Raw genomic sequence first — 18998 nt, forward strand, 5'->3', positions numbered from 1 at the left:
GCAACAGCGGCTGGAAGCCACGATTGACCGCTGGCCGCAGGTTTTCATCAGACTGTTGAGGAGGGGGAACAAATCATGCGAAGGCCAGTTGTTCTATGGGGTTGTTTGTGGATAACCGGATATATGCTCGCGTTGTACGCGGAGCTGCCCTGGTTATCCTTAACGGCAACGCTGCTGCTGCTATTGGCAGCAGCGTTGGTTGCGGCGCTGCGTCTGCCTGGCGCGCGCCTCTTGTGCGCGCTGCTGGTCGTTGGCGCAGCGGCGGGCTATTACCATTGGCGCGATGCGCGCAATGGTACAGAGCTGCTTGCGCCCGCGGGGCAGGCGCAAGCGCTGGACGGCAGCGCCGTGTCGGTGCGCGGCCGTGTGGCCAGCCCTGTCGTCGTCGATGGCGACAGGGCCAGCTTTGTCGTGGAAGCGGACGAGCTGCGCTTCCACGACAACGACGACGCTTTCCCGCTGCCGATGGGCGGGGAAAGCGTGCAGGTCTCGCTGCGCCTGCTCCGCCCGGAGCAGCGAGACGAAGCCGCCGGCTGGCGGCGGGGCGACGCCCTGACGCTGCAGGGCGAGCTGCGGGCCCCTGCGCCGGCGCGCAACTTCGGCGGTTTCGATTACCGCCGCTATTTGCGCCTGCATCGCATCCATTGGCTGATCACAGCCAAAGGGACGGAGCAGGCGGAGGTCGTGCCGGCCCGCTTCGCGTTCGGGCTGACGTCGCTGCTGCGCGCGAGCGACGGGCTGCGCGACGCCCTTGGCCGGCGGATGGACGTGCTTTTTCCCGGCGAGCACGCGGGATTAATGAAAGGCATGCTGATCGGCCTGCAGGACGATCTGGACCCCCAGCGGTTTCAGCAGTTTTCTGAGCTCGGGTTGACCCACATCCTGGCGATTTCCGGCTTGAACGTGGCGGTATTTCTCGGCGTGGCGATTTGGGCGATGCGCCGGCTGCGGCTCACGCGGGAAACCTATCTGGCAGTTGCGATGGCGCTGCTGCCCGTTTACATCGTGTTGACCGGCGCTTCGCCATCCATTGTTCGCGCAGGGCTGATGGCGATGCTGGGATTATTCGCGACGCGTCGCAAATGGAAGTATGAAGCGCTGCACCTTGTTGCGGTTGTCGGCTGGGCGATGCTGCTCTGGAATCCGTATTATGTGCTCGATGTCAGCTTCCAGCTCTCGTTTCTGGTTACGCTGGGCCTGATCCTCGGCGTACCGGCAGTCGACAGTGCGCTGGCCGGACGGTTGCGGCCGGAGTGGCTGCGCAAAACGCTGGTCATCACGCTGGTTTCACAAGCGGTGTCTTTTCCGTTATCCATCTACTACTTTAATCAGTTTTCTCTGCTGAGCTGGCTGGCCAACGCTGCTTTGGTCCCGGTGATCAGTTTGGTTATTTTTCCCGCTGGTCTGATTACATTGGTTGCAGGACTGCTCTATATGCCGCTCGGACAGCTGTTGGGCAAGGTGGTCGGTTGGCTGAATCAAGCCGTTTTTTGGCTTACCGACCGCATGCAGGAAGGGAGCGCGCTGCTGACGGTTTGGCCGTCGCCTTCGTTGGTCTGGATTGCGGCGTATTTCGGTTTGTTGGCCATGTTGTACATCGCATTACGCCGCCAAAAACGGCTGGCGGTCGATCCGCTTGCCGAAAAGCCGCTGCTGTCGCATCCCTTGCAGCTTGCTCTAATCGGCTGCGGGCTTCTGCTGCTGCTGTGGATCGGTTACAACCCGCAGCGTTTTTCACATGACGGGCTGGTGCAATTCATCGATGTCGGTCAAGGGGACAGCATCCTGATCCGCACGCCGTCAGGCAAACATCTACTGATCGACGGGGGCGGCACGCTGGACTTCAGCCGGCCCGGCGAGGAGTGGAGAAAGCGCAAGCGGCCCTTCGAGGTCGGTGCCAAGCTGCTTGTTCCGTTGCTCAAAAAACGCGGTGTTCATCACATCGACATGCTGATCATGACGCATGAAGACGCCGACCATAGCGGCGGACTGCAAGCCGTTGTTGAGCAGCTGCCGGTTCGCCAGCTGTGGTTTAACGGTACGTACAAGCCAAACCGGGACATTCAAAAACTGTTTCAGACGGCTTTGGACAAGCGCATCCCGCTGCTCCCCGCCGAGGCTGGGGAACGCATGCAAATCGATCGGCAGACGACGTTGACCTGGCTGCACCCGTTTTCGTCCGCTCAAGCGCAAGTTGAGGTACAGGCAGAGCAAAACAACGCGTCCGTTGTATTTGTGCTAGAGATGGAAGGAACCCGCTGGCTGTTTACCGGCGACATGGAAAAAGAAACGGAAACCGCCGTGCTGCAGCACCTCGAAGCCAATCCACTTCCCGCGGCGGCGGCAGGCGCTTCCGTCGACGTGCTGAAAATCGCCCATCACGGCAGCAAAACCTCAACCACTCAGGCATGGCTGGATTACTGGCGTCCGCGTACAGCGGTCATCTCCGTTGGAGCTACGAACAGCTACGGTCATCCGTCTCCTGACGTATTGACCCGGCTGGGACTAGCCGGTATTCAGGTATTGCGCACCGATCAAAGAGGCGAAATCCAACTGCGCGTCGTGCAGGGGCACATCAAGGTGCGAACGATGCTGCAGCCGCCGTGAAATCGGCAAAATAGTTTGTCGCTCATCCCGAGTTTGCATGAGAATCTCGGCACCCTATGCCTTCTTCCGAATCACGTTTCAGTGCCCATTCCGGCACCTCTTTTGGGCACACGAGTCTTCCCCGCACACGTCTTTCGGCATGCCAGTTTGCCACATAGCGACGGGCAGATGCGGACCCGATCTTTGCGAGAAGAAGACTATACGGAAAACATATAAAATGGTAAAATTTAGGATGTTAATCTTGAGATGTATAGCATGGAGGGATTTTCATGACTTATCTGGGCATTATTATTGCTCAATCCTTGACCGACGCTGAAGCGTTGCGGCAATTTGATATCCTGGCAAAACGGCAAAGCGGCGATTGGTCATTCGTTATGGTCTCCACTGGAGCAGCTTGACTTTCAGCCTTGTACGCGCGTCGAGGCCCTGCAGTGGTTTGAGCTGAATGAGCAACAGGCCTGACAGGAACCGATGGGCATGAATCCGGCCTGGACTTGCCTGAACCTGCCTGCAGATCAGCAGATACGGACCCGTTCCGAGTTGCTTTAAAACAATTTTTTCCTGTGAAATTAAAAAACAGCCCCCGCAGCATGGCGGAAGCTGGAGCTTTTGACGAATAGCTAATTGACGAGCTTTAACTGGATCAGCATCGCTTTGTGATCGGACAGCTTGGTATCCTTGCGCGTATCGTACGAAAGCACATCGACCTTTTTATTGTAAAGAAAATGATCGATTCGCCACCAGAAAATGCCATTTTCCTTCCATGAGCTTGGCACAAAATCCTTCGATTCCCACGTCGTCGGCACGATTTCTTTCGAATGCTTGACAGCGTCGCTCAACTCGCTGCGCAGCGTCTCCAGTCCGCCCATCAGCAGCGTCGTATTAAAATCGCCGGTGACGATCAGCGATTGGCCGTTCTCTTGCTTGACGAATTGTTGGATTTCATCCAAGCCTTGGGTGCGGATTTGATGGCGTTCTTTGACATAGTTCCAGAAAATCGGCGACAGCAGCCCGTTGCCCAAGTCAACATGCGGCCGCAAATGGACATTGACGATCGACAAGGTCCGTCCGTTCACATTCAGGTGCAGCAGCAAAACCTGCTTCGACGCGGAAAGCTGATGGTCAAGAATTGGATATTTGCTGATCACGACAAATTGATCTATCGTCATGATTTGATAATCGGGGAAATTGTCGCGCAGCTCCTTGCTGCGGTCAATCAAATAGGGCTCCCAGTCCTTGGTAATGTATTCGTATTCCTGCAACACGTAAATATCCTGATTTTGTTGCTTGATAAAATCATAAATGCTGTCGTCTTCGTCAATCTGGTCCCACAGCTCCGTATTCCAGCCCATTATTTTAATTGCACCGGGGTCGTTGACCTCCGGCGAAGCGCTAAACGCGTGGAGATTGATATCGATGCGCGGCAACAAACCCAGCAGCAAAATGAAAGAGCTTAAAAAATAAAACAGCTTGCGCTTTTCCCTAATGGCGAGCAAAGCAACCAGAACAGGCAGCAGGAGCAGAAACAGGGTAGGTACACTGCCGACGACGTTCCACCAGAACAGCCGCCCGGCGATCAGCCAGCTGCAGATGAACGAGATGATCACTACGGCAATAACGGTATAATGCTTCCAGCGTAATTTCATGACGTCTCCTTTAAGATTCGCTTAATTTTTTGACATAATCGAGTCCGACCTTCCACAAGCTGCCGGAAAGCACCTTTTTCAGCGACTCAATAAAGTAGTCGATATGCTCCTTGCCAATGATCAGACTCGGCGTGATCAGCAGCTGGGCCGAATCGTGCGGCGGCGTAAATGTCAAAATATTGTATTGCTTGAGCAGCGTCGTAATAATGGCGCCGGTGACGAATTTCTCCATATACTCGGTGCCAGCGCTGGAGATCAGGCGCATCAGCTTTTCGCCCTTGGTCTTGAATTTGATGCATGTCAGCAAGCCGATTCCACCGACGTCGGCAACGATATCCGGAAATTCTTTTTTGACCTCCTGCAGACGGCTGAGCAGGTAACGGCCCATGTCTTCGGAATTTTCCACGAGCCGCTCATCGTTTAAAATGTGCAGCACCTCCAGCGCCGAAACGATTTCTTCGCCGTAGCCGTTGTAGGTGGTCGAATGAAGCGTGGCTTCGTTCATTTTCGGATACGCCTTGCTGTAGATGCGCGGCCGGGCTATAAAAGCGGCAAACGTCGCTTTGCCTCCGCCAAACGCCTTGGAAAATGAACAGATGTCCGGACTGACGCCAAAATGCTCGAACGCGAACATTTTGCCGGTTCGACCGAAGCCGGTATAAATTTCATCAAAAATAAGCACGATATCGTATTCATCGCAAAGCTGGCGCACCTGCTTGAAATAGTCGCGGTCGGGAATGACGACGCCTTCCGTGCGGATTGCTTCCACGATAAACGTTCCAACTCGCGAGCTGTTTTTGCCGGTTTTGTGGGCTTCAACAACGCGGCGCAAATCGTCGATGTCGCCATATTTGACCATGACGCAGTTGTCGATTTGATGAAAATGGTGATTTTGATGCTTTTCCGAGCCGGATACGGTCAATGTGGCGTGCGTTTTACCGTGGAAGGAAATATCTGTGTATACGATCAAATTACGATCAGGACCGGCGTATTTTTCCGCCAGCTTCATCGCTCCCTCATTCGCCTCCGCGCCGCTGTTGCAAAAAAACACAACCTCCAGATCCTCTGGAAAGATCAGCGACAGATTGTGGCATAATGCGGCTTGGTAGGGGGAAGGGAAAAACTTCCACGTTTCCAGTCCTTTGCGCTCAGCCCATTTGCGGCGCGCCTCCAAAATGCGCGGGTGGTTGTGTCCGGCGACCAGCACGCCGACGTGGCCGGTCATGTCGAGGATCTTCCGTCCGTCGCTCAAGGTGATATACATACCTTCGGCTTTGACCGGAATGGAATCCCCAAAGCCAAGCATCGACAGCATTTTACCGAGATTGCCGCCGAGATGTTTTTTAAACAGGCGCAAATTTTCTTTCTCGCTCATTTGATCCGCGTCTTCGACTGACATCAATTTCAAGCCTTGCAAGGTTGGCATAACGGATTGCTCCCTTCCGGATTAAAAGAAAATTTTAGCGTATTTCAGCACGCCCTGATTCCATACGGCATTGTTGCCGAGGCCGGGACTTTTGGCGTTTTTGCGATTTTCCATATACCAGTGGTAATTGCGGATCAGCGATTGCTTGTTCGAGTACACCGGCCGATAGCCGAGCTTCGTTGCCGCCTTGTCCAGCGAGACGTAATAATCGCGATTCAGCTTCATATAAAGTCGCTTGTAAAAAGGGGATAGCTTCAGCTTCTCCAGCACCTGCAAAATCAGCAGCATCGGACGGGCCGGCAGGCTGATGATCCGTTTGCCGAAGCCCGCTTCGTCCAGCACGGCCTGGTAATCTTCTTTGATCGTGGTGAACTCGCCTGCGCCGATGTTGAACAAATCGCTGACCTTGGCCGGATCGCCGGACATCGCCAAATAGACGGCCTGGCACAAGTCTTCGACATCCAGCAGCTGGTAACGGTTGCTGCCCGGTCCAAGCATCGGGAAATGACGGCCTTCGCTGGCCCATTCATAGAGAATGGCGAACGTTCCGAGCCGGTGCGGACCAAGGAACGAGCGTGGACGCAGCACGGTGACGCATTTGCCGCGGTCTCGCCAAGCCGAGCAAAGGGCTTCAGCCTGAATTTTGCCTTTGTTATAGGCGTCGTAGGGTTTTACTTCATCCGTTTCCAAGGTCGGCGCCTTCTCCGGGACACCATAAACCGAGGTCGAGGAGATATACACGAACCGCTCGACTTGATTGTCGCGGAAGGCGCAGTCGAGCAGGTTGCCGGTGCCGCCGATGATGATATCAAGAATATCCGCTTCGGGAAACGACGGTGAAGCCGAGGCGCAGTGTACGACAATGTCGATATCCTTCATCAGCTCGCGCACGATGACAGGATCGCGAATGTCTCCCGTAAAGGTTGCGTATCGGGCCGTATGCTCGGTGCTTTGGGCGATATCAAAGAGCACCAGCTCGTATTCGCCATTGTACTGCCGCTCCAGATAGTGGACGAGATTTTTACCCAAAACGCCGCTGTTGCCGGTAATCAGCACTCTTTTTCTCATCTTTTTACTCCCCGTAGCTATATTTCAGACGGAAATCTTTGCTGGTCGCAAATTCGAACAGACCGCGGACAAAGCCCCAGAAGACGACGGCCGTAATCAGCCAGTGGACAACGATAAAATACATCGTAAACAGCGGGCCTTTTTCCTTGAACACAAAGGTGTATTGACCAAAATCGGTCAGCAGGAAAATGAGCAGCGAAGCCAGAAACAGTCCGAAAAAAAGCGGATGGACGAGCGAGAGTGGCAGCGCGACGCTGCTTAATCCGACAAACATCATGCCGATGCCGCGCAGCGGCGTTTCAAAGCCCTTTGTAAACTTTTTACGATGAAAATAAAATGGCACTCGCTGGCGTGCGCGTTCGTGCATTTTACGGGCCAGTCGCTTGAATTCATGCTCGTCGTCGTGGTAGCCCATGACGGTGCTGGTCAGCAGCAGCCGATAGTTGATATTCAGCCGGTGACCGAATTCGATGTCCTCCGAGTTGTTCAGGTTTTCGTTGAACCCGCCAAGCTCGATAAATACCGATTTTTTAACCGCACCGAGCGAAAAAAATCCGGCAGTTACATAGCCCTCTGAGCTTTTGCGCCAATAGTAGCCCTGCAGCGTGCGATATTCCTCGAACAAGCTGTCGGTAAACAGCGCCTCCTTCGCATAGATGCCGCAAACCGAGCCCAGCGTTTCGTCCTTTCGGAACGCGTCCACGGTATTGGCAATCGCGTCTTCAAACAGCGCTACGTCGCTATCGAGGAAAAAAACGATTTCTCCGGCCGATTCGGCGACGCCGGTATTGCGTGCTGACGAAACGCCTTTATTTTGCGTGCGAATCAGCTTGCACGGATATTTCTGAATAATCTCCACCGAATTGTCGGTACTGCCGTCGTCAACGACGATAATTTCCAGCGGCTGATACGTCTGCTGCATCAATGAATCCAAGCAGCGGGGCAGCGTTTTGGCATAGTTGTAATTCGGTATAACAACCGATACGAGCGGTTTGCGTTCCATGAAAGAGCTCCTTTCGTTATTTGCTCAAGCCGGCTTTCTTTTCCTTGATCAGCGATTGGTTGATCTGCATGCCGACAAGCCTGATCTTGATATAAAATAAAGTGAGCACCCAATAGACAAGACTGTATTTGTATTTCCCCATCATGTATTTCAGGTTTTTCAGCGATTGCTTCGTCCGTTCGGCGATATTGAAGCTGCTGTCGTGCAGCAAATGATAGGCAGTGATACTGTTATCACGCGAAAAGGGAACGCCGATCAGCGAAAGCCGGATGCCCAGATCAAGGTCCTCGTGGCCCCAACCCTGAAATTGTTCGTCAAAGCCGCCGGCTTGCTCGAAATGGCGCTTCTCCAATGACACATTGCCTGTATAAAACAACAGCCAATTAAATCGGCTGTTCAGTCTGATCGGCATTGGCTTGTGCAGCTCCCCGTCGGTCAGCTTCTCCTTCAGGATTCTTTCCGTATGGCTCACCTTGCCGTGACGGAACAGGGCTTCGATTTCAAATTCGGAGACCAGCGAATCCTGCCGGCCGCCAAGCAGCACGCAAGGCGTGCGGTGCCCCTCGCGATGTTTGCGGATAAAATCGTCCGCAGGTACGCGGTCGTCGTCGAGAAACACGATGATATCGCCCGATGCGTGCTTGACGCCCAAATTGCGGGCTGCGGCGCGTCCGACATTGCGCGCGCAGACCACCGTTACCGGAGTGAAGGAAAAGGGAATCAGAGCGAATTGCTCCACCATCGACGGCTCGCAGCCGTCAAAGACGATCACGACCTCTGAATTTGCGTCCATTTGCGCTTCGAGCGCCTGCAGCGTCAGCTTGAGACGGGAGAGCTTGTCCTTGGTGGGAATGACAATGCTTAGCTTCATCAATTTGCGGAAACCTCCTTGCTTGGGATAGCGGTTTTTCCGGCTTCGCCGGGCAAGTAGCGGCGCTGGATGAACAGGATGAACGTACCGAGCAGCACCAACTGTGTGAGCAGCGAAGCGAGCATCGTTCCCGTGATGCCGAATTTCATGGTCAGTCCGACGGTTGCGAGCAGCAGCAGGGGCAGCGGCAATCCGAGAACGATCAGGTTCAGCGTTGCTCCCTTGCGGCCTTCGATCGTGAATACGGAATTGAACACCCAGTAGATAAAATGGAAGCCTGTGCTGGCGGAAACAAAACCTACGTATGTCCAATGGAGCGTGTAGCCGGAGCCGTACATGAACAAAAGCAGCAGGCATAAGACGGCGTTGGCGGCGACGGATAACGGCAGCAGCCAAGGGATCATACGCAGCACGGTTTTGTAGATGCGGATCTTGTCCATGTGGGCAATTGCCGGCAGAAACACGACAGCAAATACCTCAAAAAACATCAGATTGAAAAAATTTCGCACGTTGATTTGATAAACGGAGTATACCCCGACATCGTAAGCCGAGCAGAAGTAATTGACGATAAACAAGTCGCTGGAAAACAGCAGCATCGACAGTGTGCCGCTCACCATGTTGATGGCTCCGAAGCCGTACAGCTTGCGGGACATCGGCCAGGAGAAGCCAAAGCTGCGAATGCCTGAACCGAACCAGGCAATGACGGCAAATATAGCGAAATTGGCAACCAGCGCGCCGATGAAGTAGGAGAAATTGTCCGCCTTGGGAGCGTAAAGCAGCACGATCAGGAAAAACACGACGGTACCGATCATTTTGCTGGCGCTTAGCAGAAAAAATTTGTTTTGCGCTCGCAGCACCGCTTCCAGTACGGTAGAAAAATTGAGCGCGACCGCGAGCGATACGCTCAGCCCCCATTTCAGCGGGGAGAGGTGCGTCCATCCCGAAAACCAGGCTGCCAGCAGCACATACAGAAGCAGGAAGCCTGCCGTCAACAGCAAATTCCACGTCCAGACCGAGCCGATCAGCCGCTTGGCGTCGGCCGGCGCTGCGAGCGGCAAATATTTGATGATTGAGAACGGTACGCCAATAACGATCGGAATGATCAGAAAGTAAGCGGCGTTTTGCACAGTAACGATATCGCCGAGGGCCGTCACCCCCTGATAGCGGGCTGCCAGCGTCAAGCCAAGCAAATTCAGCGCCGCCGACAGCAGACGGAATATGAATACAATGCTCAACCGGCTGAAAAAGCTGGAGATATCGCGGTTATGGCGCAGCGCAAGCAGCCTGTCCCACAGCTGCAGCGCGCTTTTGCCCGGTCCGTTCGGCGCTGTTCTTCTCACAGGAACGGCTGCCCGAGCAGCGAGACGTAGACAACAAGCCACAGGAGCATGATCAGGACGATGGGCTTGTCCTTGAGCAGCACTAGCTCCGGACTTTCCCCGTAATCCGTGCGGCTCGTCAGGTACTGGTAACGCAAAATGCCGTACAGCGCCATCGGAATGGTCACGATCATCAGCTTGGAGCCCGTTTCGTAAATGATGAAAAATGAATAGGACAAAATGGTGCAGGAAGTCAACATCGGAATAATTTCGTTGATCAGCGCAATCGAATACTTATCGAGATTTTTGCGATGATGATGCGAGCCTTCGGCCAGCGTCAATATTTCCTTCTTCCGTTTGTTCAGACCGAGAAACAGCGTCAGAAAAGCAATCGCAAGCAGAAACCACAGCGACAATCGCCCTTCGACGACAAAGATGCCCGAAAGCGCACGCAGGACGAAGCCTGTAGAGATGATAATGACATCGACGAAAACATAATCCTTGAGCTTGAAGCAATAGCTCACATTCAGCAAAAAATAAGCGGCGACGACGCAGCCGAACTGCGGATTGAGCCAAAACGAAGCGACGAGCGTACACGGTCCCAGCAGGAGCAGGGCGGCCACAGCGTGCCGCAGCTTGATCGAGCCGGACGGAAGCGGACGGAGCTTCTTTCTGGGGTGCAGCCGGTCCTTTTCGATGTCGACCATGTCGTTCAGGATATAAACGGAGCTGGATATGCAACAAAACAGTAAAAAAGCGAGCAGCGAGCGGCCGACGGCCGTCCAGTCCAGCGTATCCAGCGACAGCAGCAGTCCGGAAAAAACGAAAATGTTTTTCGTCCACTGCTTGATGCGGAAAAGCTGTAAAAAATGTCGGATCACGTTCATCTTCTCGATGTACAGTCGAGTTTCTTCGACTTTTGGAGAAAAATGCAAAACGATCATCTCTTTTCGTTCAGATTTCGTTCGTACCTGATTTCCCTCCTTTGCTGACTGATGGTGAATGGATATCGATTTACACGACCTAACTATATGGCAAAAAAATCAACGCGTGCAGTACCAACTTTTTTAGTACCGTTCGTGGAAGCGTTGACATTTAATGTAATTTTTTATAAAGTTAACGTGAAAAAGGTCGATGCAGCGCAGTTTAAAAATACTAAATCATACAAAATATTGCATTTTCGGCGTCAATTGTTTAAGATAAAACTATTATTCTCTGATTTAGCAAAAGGGGGGTATGATAGTGCCTATCAAGATTTTGGTCGTCGAAGATCATCCTGACTGGTTAAAGTTAATCCCGGCTTTTCTGAACGAGGAAAACGATTTTGAAGTGGTGGGTATGGCCGGCACGCGCAAAGATGCCGTGGAGCTGGTGGAGAAGCTGGACGTCGACGTCGTGCTGATGGATTTGTTTTTGACCAACAGTCCGTATGACGGCATTTATGCGGCTGTCGAAATTTTCGAAAAAAAGCAGGTCAAAATGATCATGTTAAGCGCTCTGGACGCCAATGATCTGATTTTGCAGGCTTTTACCGCTGGCGCTGTGCAATTTTTGCAAAAGGAGCGGCTGTCCGAGCTGCCGCGCGCCATTCGGGCCTGCGTGCAGGAAACGCCGGCCTTTGAAGTTGTGCTGCGCGACTACCGGCGCTTGAAGCGGGAAGAGCAGCTGCAGGCGCTGACGCCGGCCGAACGAAGCGTGTACGAGCAGGTGCAGATGGGCGTAACGCTGCCGCAAATGGCGGAAATGATGCTCAAATCCGAGCGTACGCTCAAGAATCAGGTCAATTCCATGCTGAAGAAGCTCGGCGTTTCGAGCTGCAAGGAAGCGATTATGAAAGTCAACCGGCGGGGGCTGTTCACTGCCAAAAATCAGACAGATAAAAAAATAACCGGATAGTCAAAAGGAGAGTCACTGTGCGAGACATCAACGCCCCGCAGAGTGATTTTTTCTTCTTCTCCCGGATTTCATGCTGTCGGATCTTCAGATTGCTTTTGCCCCTGATCGGGAGCGGCCATTTGCTCGGCCCGCTTCCAAGGCGGCGTGCCTGCTTCGTGCAGCTTGCGCACCAGCCAGCCGACAACCAGCGGAATCAGTCCGGACAGCAGCGCGCAGCTCATCACCAGCTTGGTCGGTATTCGGCCCAAAAACGTTTCCCACATAGCGCTCACTCTCCATCGTCGTTGTTGGTTTTGTTCTTGTTGGCTTCATCCATTTTATTTTCATGACTGTGGCTTTTGTTGATGTTGCCGATACGGCGGAGAATTACGTTCGTATGCACCTGAATATCGGCTTGCGAAAACAGGTTTTCGCCATTGTCCCAATTGGCAGCGATCGGCTTCCAGACCTTGTAGTGATTTTCATACAAATACATGCCCAACCCAAGCACATCTTTACGGTATGTTTGCTGTAATTTGTGAATGGTTTCATAGCAAATAGCTTGCATTTTCCGCTCCAATATTTCTTCCGTTTCCACAATCGTTGGTTTTTTCATAAAGTTGATCGAGTTTGGGGATTTATCCAGCACGCCTTCCAACTGGATGTTGATATGGAAAATAAACCGATTACCTGATTTTTCATAACGTATCGTGCGCTTCCCGCGTTCAATCAGAAAATCAACACGGTTTACACCTTCCGCGGCCTCCAAAACACCTCCTTTGATTTGACCTTTTATCATATTTAGCCCTTGCGTTTCCTGCCCGTTCAGTTGACCCACCATACGGTTGGAATTGCCGTCAAAAATCGCGCACCCCGATACGGATACGCCTTGTTTTTGCGTGTTGGCAATTCGTTGCACGACGTAGCTTTCCTTGCGCATCAAATATTCATGAATTTGTCCGATTGCCGTTTCCGGCAGCATGTAGGTTGTTTTTCGGTTGTTATTCACAATCGACTCGATATAGGAGGCGGGAATACGCTCACTTTTTGGTTTGGTGCTCAAGACACTCAGAGCGCTGCCATCAGCGATCAGCACTTTAATGCCGCGGCGCATTTCGCTATTTCGCAGGAAATAATCCATGATGCTGGAAAATTCCTCTGGCTTTCGCGCCAGCGAATCAGAAACAATGATCAGTTTCAAATGCTCGAAATAAGGAGAGCGGCTCGTTTCGCTGGCCATTTTGGCGCTTAACGCGGACATGGAGCTTTCCGTCGTACCCAAATTCATATAGGCTTGCGTATCGTACGAGCTTGATCCGGAAGGGCTGCTCATCTTGAGTCCTCCAGGGACAACGAACTGGTAAGTACCCAAATAACGTGTGTTACGCTCTTCCGATTCGTCGATAGCGATGCCGACAACAAAGCCGCGCTGGTCGATTTCCACCCGGTCCCAGCAGCCCGCAAGCATCAGACAGGCGCAGCAGCCTGCTGCTTGTACCAGCTTTTTAAGGAACATGAGATTTCCTCCTTCGCACCAGACTGATCAGCAGAATAAGAATGGGCGCTCCATAAGCAAATACGTTGGCGAAATCACAGACCAGCTTGCCGAGCAAATCGAAGTCGACGTTGTCCTGCGGCACCATACAGGTCAAATAAATAAGTGGGCAAAGCGCAATGACCCAGGTCGTCCGCTTCACCTTGCGGAACAGGGAGCTAAGACAATAAATGGCCGAATCAAACGCCATGCTCATCGTGTTAAATACGGTCAATAGCCAGATCGTAAACAGCATCGATTCAAATCTTTCGAAAAATTGTCCCGGCACGCGAACCTCTTTGGCCAGCTCCAGTGTCGGGTATTTGATTTCGCGCAGTGAGGCGTTCGAGAATACGCCGACTGCTGTAATATAGATCAGCAAATAAAGCACGGTTGGCACGATCACCCCGAGCATGGCGGCTTTGGGAGCATCCTTGGGCTTGTTCATGATCGAAATATATATAAGGATCGTTTCAAAGCCGAGGTACGGATATTCGCTGCGTTTCATTCCATGAACGATCTGCTTCCAATCCGAAATGAAAAACGGTTTGAGATCGCCAAAGGAAAATATCGAATAGCTGCAAAAGGTCACGATTATCGCGATCACAATGACCAGAGGCAGAAACAGCACATTCAAGCGAATCAATCCGACGCGCGTCCCGCTGACGGCATAAGCCACGACAAGCAGAAATATGAGCGCGATCACTTCTGCAGGCGTCTGTTCAAACAAATATTGCTTGGACGTATTGGCGATTGACCGGACCTCGTATGATGAGAACAGCAGGAAGTAGACGCTTAAACCGAGCATAAAAATCGATGCAAGCGGCTTGGTGATGACGGACGCGCTGTAGCCGTACAAGCCCTTGGTGCCTACGCGAATCGCCAGCTTGCCGATGATCCAGGCGCAAGCGACAGCGATCAGTCCTGCAGCGGCAATCGATATCCAGCCGTCTGAGGCTTCCGTAACTTCGGCGACTTCGCGCGGCAAATTCAAAATGCCGACATCGATCAAAATAGAAGCGATCGTAATCGCCATTTGCGCGGACGAAATTTCCTGATCTCCGTATTCGAAAGCTTTCATAATGAGCCGTCACCTTTTTTTCGTTTGACTTATCCGCTTCTGATCCGGGCTTTGAGTCAGCCTCGGTCGGGAATTCATAAACATGACAGGGGCGCGCAAAATCAAATCTTTCCAGTCCTTGGCGAAGAAGGGGGCAAACGGCGTTGAATAGGGAATGCCGAAGCTTTTGAGATTGACCAGATGCACATTGATCATCACGTACGCCATAATGACGCCGAACAAGCCCATCACCGACGCGGCCAGCATGATGCCGAAGCGGAGTATGCGCAGCGAAATTGCAAACGAGTAAGACGGCAGGGCAAAGGATGCAATCGCCGTCACCGCTACAACGATGACCATAATCGGACTGACGATGCCGGCAGCGACGGCGGCTTCACCAATGACAAGCCCACCGACGATGCCGATCGTCTGGCCGATCGGCTTGGGCAAGCGTAGCCCCGCTTCGCGCAGCAGCTCCAGTGTAATTTCCATCATGAACGCCTCAATCACAGCGGGGAACGGCACGCCTTCGCGTGCTCCAGCAATCGAGAAAGCAAGCCGCGACGGGATCATGCCGTGGTGGAACTCCAGCAGCGCAATGTACAGTGACGGCAGGAACGTTGCCATAAAGGCGGCCATCAGCCGCAGAATTCGGGTCAGCGTAGAAATCAGCCAGTGCTGGTAGTAGTCTTCGGGCGACTGGAAGCAGGAAGAAAGCGTGATCGGCAGGACGAGCGCAAACGGGTCTCCGTCCACAAGAACGGCTACGCGGCCCTGCAGCAGCGCTCCGGAAACCTTGTCCGGTCGCTCGGTGTTCAGCACAAGGGGAAACGGCGTCAGGAAGCTGTCGGCAATCCATTGCTCGACGTAACCGGAGCCCTCCACGTCGTCTATATCAATCGTATCCAGCCGTCGCTTCAGCTCGGGGACGAGCGCGGGATGCACAACGCCGTCGATATAAGCGATCATAACCTCGCGCCGCGCACGCCGTCCGATGCGTTGAATGTCAAAGCATAAATTGACATCGCGTATACGGCGTCGCAACAGCGACGTATTCGTGCGCAAATCCTCGGTAAAACCGATACGCGGACCGCGGATGATCGATTCTGTCTGCGGTTCTTCGAGCGCGCGGGTTTTCCAGCCGCGGCTGCCGACGACCAAACCGCAGTCCGCGCCGTCGGCCACAAGCAGCGTATCCCCGGATAACACGGCCAGCAAGCCGTCGTCGAGCGTTGTGACATGATCGAGCTCAAAGGCAGTGAGCACCTCGCGCTCCACCGTTTCGAGTAACCGGACGCCATCCTCGTCGGCGGCGCAATAATGAATCAGCGGCTTGAGCACCTGCTCGTTGATCAGCGCGGCATCCACCATCCCGTCAATGCAAAAGAGAGCGAACGGACAAGCGGCGCTGCCGACCGTAAATTCGCGCACAATCAGATCGTTGGGGGAATGCAGTGCGGTGCGGACCGCTGCAAGCGTCTCAGCCAGACTAGGCGGAATCGGCGTTCCGGGCGAAGGTCCCGCTGCCGCGGCTTGCGCTGTGCGGGCAATCGCCCTGCGAAAAAAGAGCTGTTTGAACATGTTCATCCCTCCGTTCGGTACAGTCGTTTTACTATTTGCTATTTCTGGATTTGTTAACCGGATTCCACAAAGCCAATGGATATTTTTAAAGAAAATCAGCATCTTCAGAAAACGATTTCTGATAAAAAGAACAATGGAAAGTTAAAAATGACAGCGTTATTTACTTGAATTAGAGAAAATTGGCATATTTTTTTGTCGAAATTATCGGAAAACGATTTCCAAATTCCGTGAAATAAGCTAGAATACAAGTATCAGCTGAAATAGACGGGAGGAGCAGCTTCACGTAATGCGATGTATGAAAGGGGGAACCGATAATGATACGAGTGATGCTGGTAGAGGATGATCCGTTTTGGATCGAACATTTGCAGACCGAGCTCGGACAAGAGGAGGACCTTCGCGTCATCCGGGTTGCAACCACCCGTGAGGAAGCGGTAGAAGCTGTGCGCAAGCTGGCCATTGACGTCGTTTTGATGGATGTCAACCTGACCGCAAACAACCTGGACGGCATTCAAGCGGTGCGTGAGATTTCCCGGCTCGGGAAAACGAGAGTCATTATGCTGACATCCTTCACGGAAAAAACGATCATTCTGGAATCGCTCAAAAATGGCGCCGTCAACTACATCACCAAGGAGCATTACCGCGATATCGTATTTGCGATTCGCAACGCCCATGCGAATCAGTCGCCAATTCATGCCAGCGCCGCAGGCGCGCTGCTCAAGGAGCTGCGCCTGAAGGAGCTGACGCCGACAGAGCGGATTGTTTACGACCTGCGCGAGCAGGGGTTAAGCAAATCGGATATCGCCGTTCGGCTGCAGCGTTCCATCGAAACCGTCAAAAGCCAGTTCAAGAACATTTCGAAAAAACTGTACCGCTAACCTATCCGAAACAATGGAGATGAGGCGATGAAAGGAAGCCGTATCGCGGCTTTATTGGCCGTGTTTCTGTTAGTTGCGCTTCCGCAGCTGCCGGCTGCCGCTTCCCCGGACGCTTCCCCAGAAGCCAAGCTGTCCGGCGGCATTCAACTGGACCGCGGCTGGGAGTACCGCTGGAGCGAATCGGACGATTGGCGGCGGCTACAGCGCTTGTCCGAACCGCCGCAGCGCGAGCGCCGGACCTCCGTGTGGCTGAAGACGAGGCTGCCCGAACAGCGGTTTCCGGAAGCTACGCTGTATGTGAAGGACATCGAGCAGTCGTACGAGGTGTTTTTGGACGGTCGGTCGCTTCGCACCGTCGGCGATGTCAGCGGAGAGAAGCGCTTCACCGGCTATGAGCTCAATCTGATTCCGCTCGATTCGGATTATGCAGGCAAGGAAATCGTTTTCCATATTGTTTCCGATTATTCGCAGATTGGCTTGTTCGGCGGTGCGGAGCTGAATTCGCGTTCGGCGCTGATCGAGCGAATGGTGCGGTCCGACGCTGTGCGCATCGGATTTGCGTTCCTTTACGTGCTTGTCGGCATCTTTTTTATGTTTTTGTTTCTCAAGGATAGGCAGAAAGCGTATTGGTGCTTCGGCTTTTTTTTGATATTCATGGGTCTGTGGATCGTTGCGCGTACGGAATCGAGATTTTTGCTCTGGGATGCGCCCGCTTTTTGGCTGGACTGCCGGATCTATGCGATTTATCTGGTGCCCGTATTTTTCGTGCAATTCTACGAATGCTTGCTGGGAGAGGGCTATCGCAAGCTGAGCAGACGCATTTGGCAGCTGCATTTGCTCTATGCCGTAGGGGCGGCTGTAGCTGTTGAGTGCCGTCTGGTGCCGATCATGAACACGCTCGTACCGTTTGATATTTTGCTGCTGCTGAGCATTTTGTACACGATTACGTTCGGCATTGTCAAATCGCTGCAGGGCAGCAGCGAAGCGAAAATATTTTCCCTCGGCGTCATTACCTTTGCGCTGACTTCGGCTTACGACATCCTGAACACGCTTGGGCTTGTCAAATGGTCGCAGCCGATCAGCCACTGGGGTTTGTTTATTTTCGTCGTCAGCATGGTGTTTATATTGGGCCGGCAGTTTTTGCGATACGGCATTATCGGAGCGACGCTGAATTTCCGCAAGGAGCAGATGGAGCAGACGATGCGGGCAATGACCACCGGAACGGCAATGATGAATCATATGATCAAAAACGAAATTACAAAAATCAATTTTCTGGCCGGACGCATCAAGGATGCAATGGCCGAGCGCCACTATGAGCAAGCCGATCGCTCGGTGGATTCGATTTTTTTTACCGTGCAGCATTTGAAGGAAATGGTTGACAAAATTAAGGAACGGACAGCGGAAATTCATCTGAACGAAATGGTGTGCGAGGTCGAGGCGCTGGTCGAGCAAGCGGTGTCGTCCGTGCAGCCGTATCTGGAGCAAAAAAACGTCGAGCTGGTCAGGGAGCTCAAGGATAAGGGTATCCTGCGCTGCGATCCGTGGTATTTGAGCGATGCGATTGTCAATATTTGCTTGAATGCCGTCGAGGCGGTTGAGCCCGGCGAAGGAAAAATTGCGCTGAAGGTATGGCGTTCGCGCAAGGAGCTGCTGCTGGAGATCCGCGATAACGGCTGCGGTATTCCCGAAGCGTATGTCAGACGGGTGCTTGAACCGTTTTTTTCTACCAAAAATCGCAAGGACAACCACGGGCTTGGTCTGAGCTATTGCTACAATGTGGTCCGCAAGCATGGCGGAACGCTCGATATTCAAAGCCGCGTGCAGAGCGGCACGTCGGTGACGATACGCTTGCCGGCCAAAGCGGGCTCGTAGGTGATCGGCAAAACGCAGGAAATAAGGGAATAACGCAGGAAACGGCCTTGGACGACGGGGTCGTTTTTTTATTTTGCGTCGTAAGCTACGGCAAGGGTAAGGGGAAATGGAGGGGCTAAGGAGCCCGATGAAAGGAATTTTGTCGTTCGCGTCGAAACCAAACAAATTGAAAACCGCGGCTGCTTCACAAACCGCGTGCGGCAAGGTACTAGGCGAAAATAGTACTATCCGGCAACAGCAAACTTTTTAGACAATAAGAGT

The 18998-nt window shown here is 53.0% G+C and carries 16 protein-coding genes; 5 read left to right on the forward strand and 11 right to left on the reverse strand.

Annotated elements, in window-relative coordinates:
* The first annotated feature begins 75 nt into the window (after window positions 1-75).
* Entirely contained in the window at window positions 76-2607 is a 2532-nt protein-coding gene (locus B5M42_RS06285) for a DNA internalization-related competence protein ComEC/Rec2 (RefSeq protein ID WP_134752098.1), read from the forward strand.
* A gap of 269 nt (window positions 2608-2876) precedes the next feature.
* A complete protein-coding gene (locus tag B5M42_RS25270) occupies window positions 2877-3005 on the forward strand; it encodes a hypothetical protein (RefSeq protein WP_268999085.1) in 129 nt (42 codons plus the stop codon).
* Between the two features lie 222 nt (window positions 3006-3227).
* Here B5M42_RS25270 and B5M42_RS06290 read toward each other — a convergent pair whose 3' ends face one another.
* From B5M42_RS06290 to B5M42_RS06320, 7 genes are read right to left on the reverse strand one after another with little or no spacing between them, the layout of a single operon-like run.
* Window positions 3228-4253, reverse strand: coding sequence for an endonuclease/exonuclease/phosphatase family protein (locus B5M42_RS06290; protein WP_134752100.1), 1026 nt, complete (start codon window positions 4251-4253; stop codon window positions 3228-3230).
* A 10-nt stretch (window positions 4254-4263) separates the two neighbouring features.
* Entirely contained in the window at window positions 4264-5679 is a 1416-nt protein-coding gene (locus B5M42_RS06295; RefSeq protein WP_134752102.1) for an aspartate aminotransferase family protein, read from the reverse strand.
* A gap of 21 nt (window positions 5680-5700) precedes the next feature.
* Window positions 5701-6747: an NAD-dependent epimerase/dehydratase family protein gene (locus B5M42_RS06300; protein WP_134752104.1), complete on the reverse strand. Its 1047-nt coding sequence runs from the start codon at window positions 6745-6747 to the stop codon at window positions 5701-5703.
* A gap of 4 nt (window positions 6748-6751) precedes the next feature.
* Window positions 6752-7750, reverse strand: coding sequence for a glycosyltransferase (locus B5M42_RS06305; RefSeq protein WP_134752106.1), 999 nt, complete (start codon window positions 7748-7750; stop codon window positions 6752-6754).
* A 16-nt stretch (window positions 7751-7766) separates the two neighbouring features.
* A complete protein-coding gene (locus B5M42_RS06310; RefSeq protein WP_167689814.1) occupies window positions 7767-8621 on the reverse strand; it encodes a glycosyltransferase family 2 protein in 855 nt (284 codons plus the stop codon).
* The gene (locus tag B5M42_RS06315; RefSeq protein WP_167689816.1) at window positions 8621-9961 is read right to left on the reverse strand and encodes a lipopolysaccharide biosynthesis protein; all 1341 of its coding nucleotides are present in this window, start codon (window positions 9959-9961) and stop codon (window positions 8621-8623) included. Before B5M42_RS06315 ends, B5M42_RS06310 begins: the two co-directional genes overlap by 1 nt.
* A complete protein-coding gene (locus B5M42_RS06320) occupies window positions 9958-10875 on the reverse strand; it encodes a decaprenyl-phosphate phosphoribosyltransferase (protein ID WP_209280688.1) in 918 nt (305 codons plus the stop codon). Before B5M42_RS06320 ends, B5M42_RS06315 begins: the two co-directional genes overlap by 4 nt.
* 307 nt (window positions 10876-11182) lie before the next feature.
* On the opposite strand from B5M42_RS06320, the gene B5M42_RS06325 reads away from it, so the two are divergent.
* Window positions 11183-11836, forward strand: coding sequence for a response regulator (locus B5M42_RS06325; RefSeq protein ID WP_407946111.1), 654 nt, complete (start codon window positions 11183-11185; stop codon window positions 11834-11836).
* 68 nt (window positions 11837-11904) lie between these two features.
* Here the strand turns inward: B5M42_RS06325 and B5M42_RS06330 are convergent, their stop codons facing one another.
* The 4 genes from B5M42_RS06330 to B5M42_RS06345 are packed head-to-tail and all read right to left on the reverse strand — an operon-like array spanning window position 11905 to window position 15990.
* Window positions 11905-12099, reverse strand: coding sequence for a hypothetical protein (locus B5M42_RS06330; RefSeq protein ID WP_134752114.1), 195 nt, complete (start codon window positions 12097-12099; stop codon window positions 11905-11907).
* 5 nt (window positions 12100-12104) lie between these two features.
* Window positions 12105-13331 (reverse strand): Ger(x)C family spore germination protein, encoded by a 1227-nt coding sequence (locus B5M42_RS06335; protein ID WP_134752116.1) that lies wholly within the window; start codon window positions 13329-13331, stop codon window positions 12105-12107.
* Window positions 13321-14430: a GerAB/ArcD/ProY family transporter gene (locus tag B5M42_RS06340; RefSeq protein ID WP_230632735.1), complete on the reverse strand. Its 1110-nt coding sequence runs from the start codon at window positions 14428-14430 to the stop codon at window positions 13321-13323. The genes B5M42_RS06335 and B5M42_RS06340 overlap by 11 nt, the downstream gene beginning before the upstream one ends.
* 9 nt (window positions 14431-14439) lie before the next feature.
* Entirely contained in the window at window positions 14440-15990 is a 1551-nt protein-coding gene (locus B5M42_RS06345; protein ID WP_134752120.1) for a spore germination protein, read from the reverse strand.
* A 314-nt stretch (window positions 15991-16304) separates the two neighbouring features.
* Here B5M42_RS06345 and B5M42_RS06350 point away from each other — a divergent pair, with 314 nt between their 5' ends.
* Complete coding sequence (locus B5M42_RS06350; RefSeq protein ID WP_134752122.1) at window positions 16305-16865, forward strand: response regulator transcription factor; 561 nt, start codon at window positions 16305-16307, stop codon at window positions 16863-16865.
* A gap of 27 nt (window positions 16866-16892) precedes the next feature.
* Window positions 16893-18737, forward strand: a complete 1845-nt coding sequence (locus tag B5M42_RS06355; protein WP_134752124.1) for a sensor histidine kinase — start codon at window positions 16893-16895, stop codon at window positions 18735-18737.
* Window positions 18738-18998: the final 261 nt, after the last annotated feature.

The sequence above is a fragment of the Paenibacillus athensensis genome (assembly GCF_004514475.2).
GTDB classification, from domain to species: Bacteria; Bacillota; Bacilli; order Paenibacillales; family NBRC-103111; genus Paenibacillus_AL; species Paenibacillus_AL athensensis.

What these genes read in the sequence shown, in the direction of transcription:
- B5M42_RS06285 (WP_134752098.1), top strand. Translation starts at nt 76, where the DNA reads ATGCGAAGGCCAGTTGTTCTATGGGGTTGTTTGTGGATAACCGGATAT.
- B5M42_RS06340 (WP_230632735.1), bottom strand. Translation starts at nt 14,430, where the DNA reads ATGAAAGCTTTCGAATACGGAGATCAGGAAATTTCGTCCGCGCAAATG.
- B5M42_RS06355 (WP_134752124.1), top strand. Translation starts at nt 16,893, where the DNA reads ATGAAAGGAAGCCGTATCGCGGCTTTATTGGCCGTGTTTCTGTTAGTT.
- B5M42_RS06345 (WP_134752120.1), bottom strand. Translation starts at nt 15,990, where the DNA reads ATGTTCAAACAGCTCTTTTTTCGCAGGGCGATTGCCCGCACAGCGCAA.
- B5M42_RS06350 (WP_134752122.1), top strand. Translation starts at nt 16,305, where the DNA reads ATGATACGAGTGATGCTGGTAGAGGATGATCCGTTTTGGATCGAACAT.
- B5M42_RS06310 (WP_167689814.1), bottom strand. Translation starts at nt 8,621, where the DNA reads ATGAAGCTAAGCATTGTCATTCCCACCAAGGACAAGCTCTCCCGTCTC.
- B5M42_RS06330 (WP_134752114.1), bottom strand. Translation starts at nt 12,099, where the DNA reads ATGTGGGAAACGTTTTTGGGCCGAATACCGACCAAGCTGGTGATGAGC.
- B5M42_RS06290 (WP_134752100.1), bottom strand. Translation starts at nt 4,253, where the DNA reads ATGAAATTACGCTGGAAGCATTATACCGTTATTGCCGTAGTGATCATC.
- B5M42_RS06305 (WP_134752106.1), bottom strand. Translation starts at nt 7,750, where the DNA reads ATGGAACGCAAACCGCTCGTATCGGTTGTTATACCGAATTACAACTAT.
- B5M42_RS06300 (WP_134752104.1), bottom strand. Translation starts at nt 6,747, where the DNA reads ATGAGAAAAAGAGTGCTGATTACCGGCAACAGCGGCGTTTTGGGTAAA.
- B5M42_RS06295 (WP_134752102.1), bottom strand. Translation starts at nt 5,679, where the DNA reads ATGCCAACCTTGCAAGGCTTGAAATTGATGTCAGTCGAAGACGCGGAT.
- B5M42_RS25270 (WP_268999085.1), top strand. Translation starts at nt 2,877, where the DNA reads ATGACTTATCTGGGCATTATTATTGCTCAATCCTTGACCGACGCTGAA.
- B5M42_RS06335 (WP_134752116.1), bottom strand. Translation starts at nt 13,331, where the DNA reads ATGTTCCTTAAAAAGCTGGTACAAGCAGCAGGCTGCTGCGCCTGTCTG.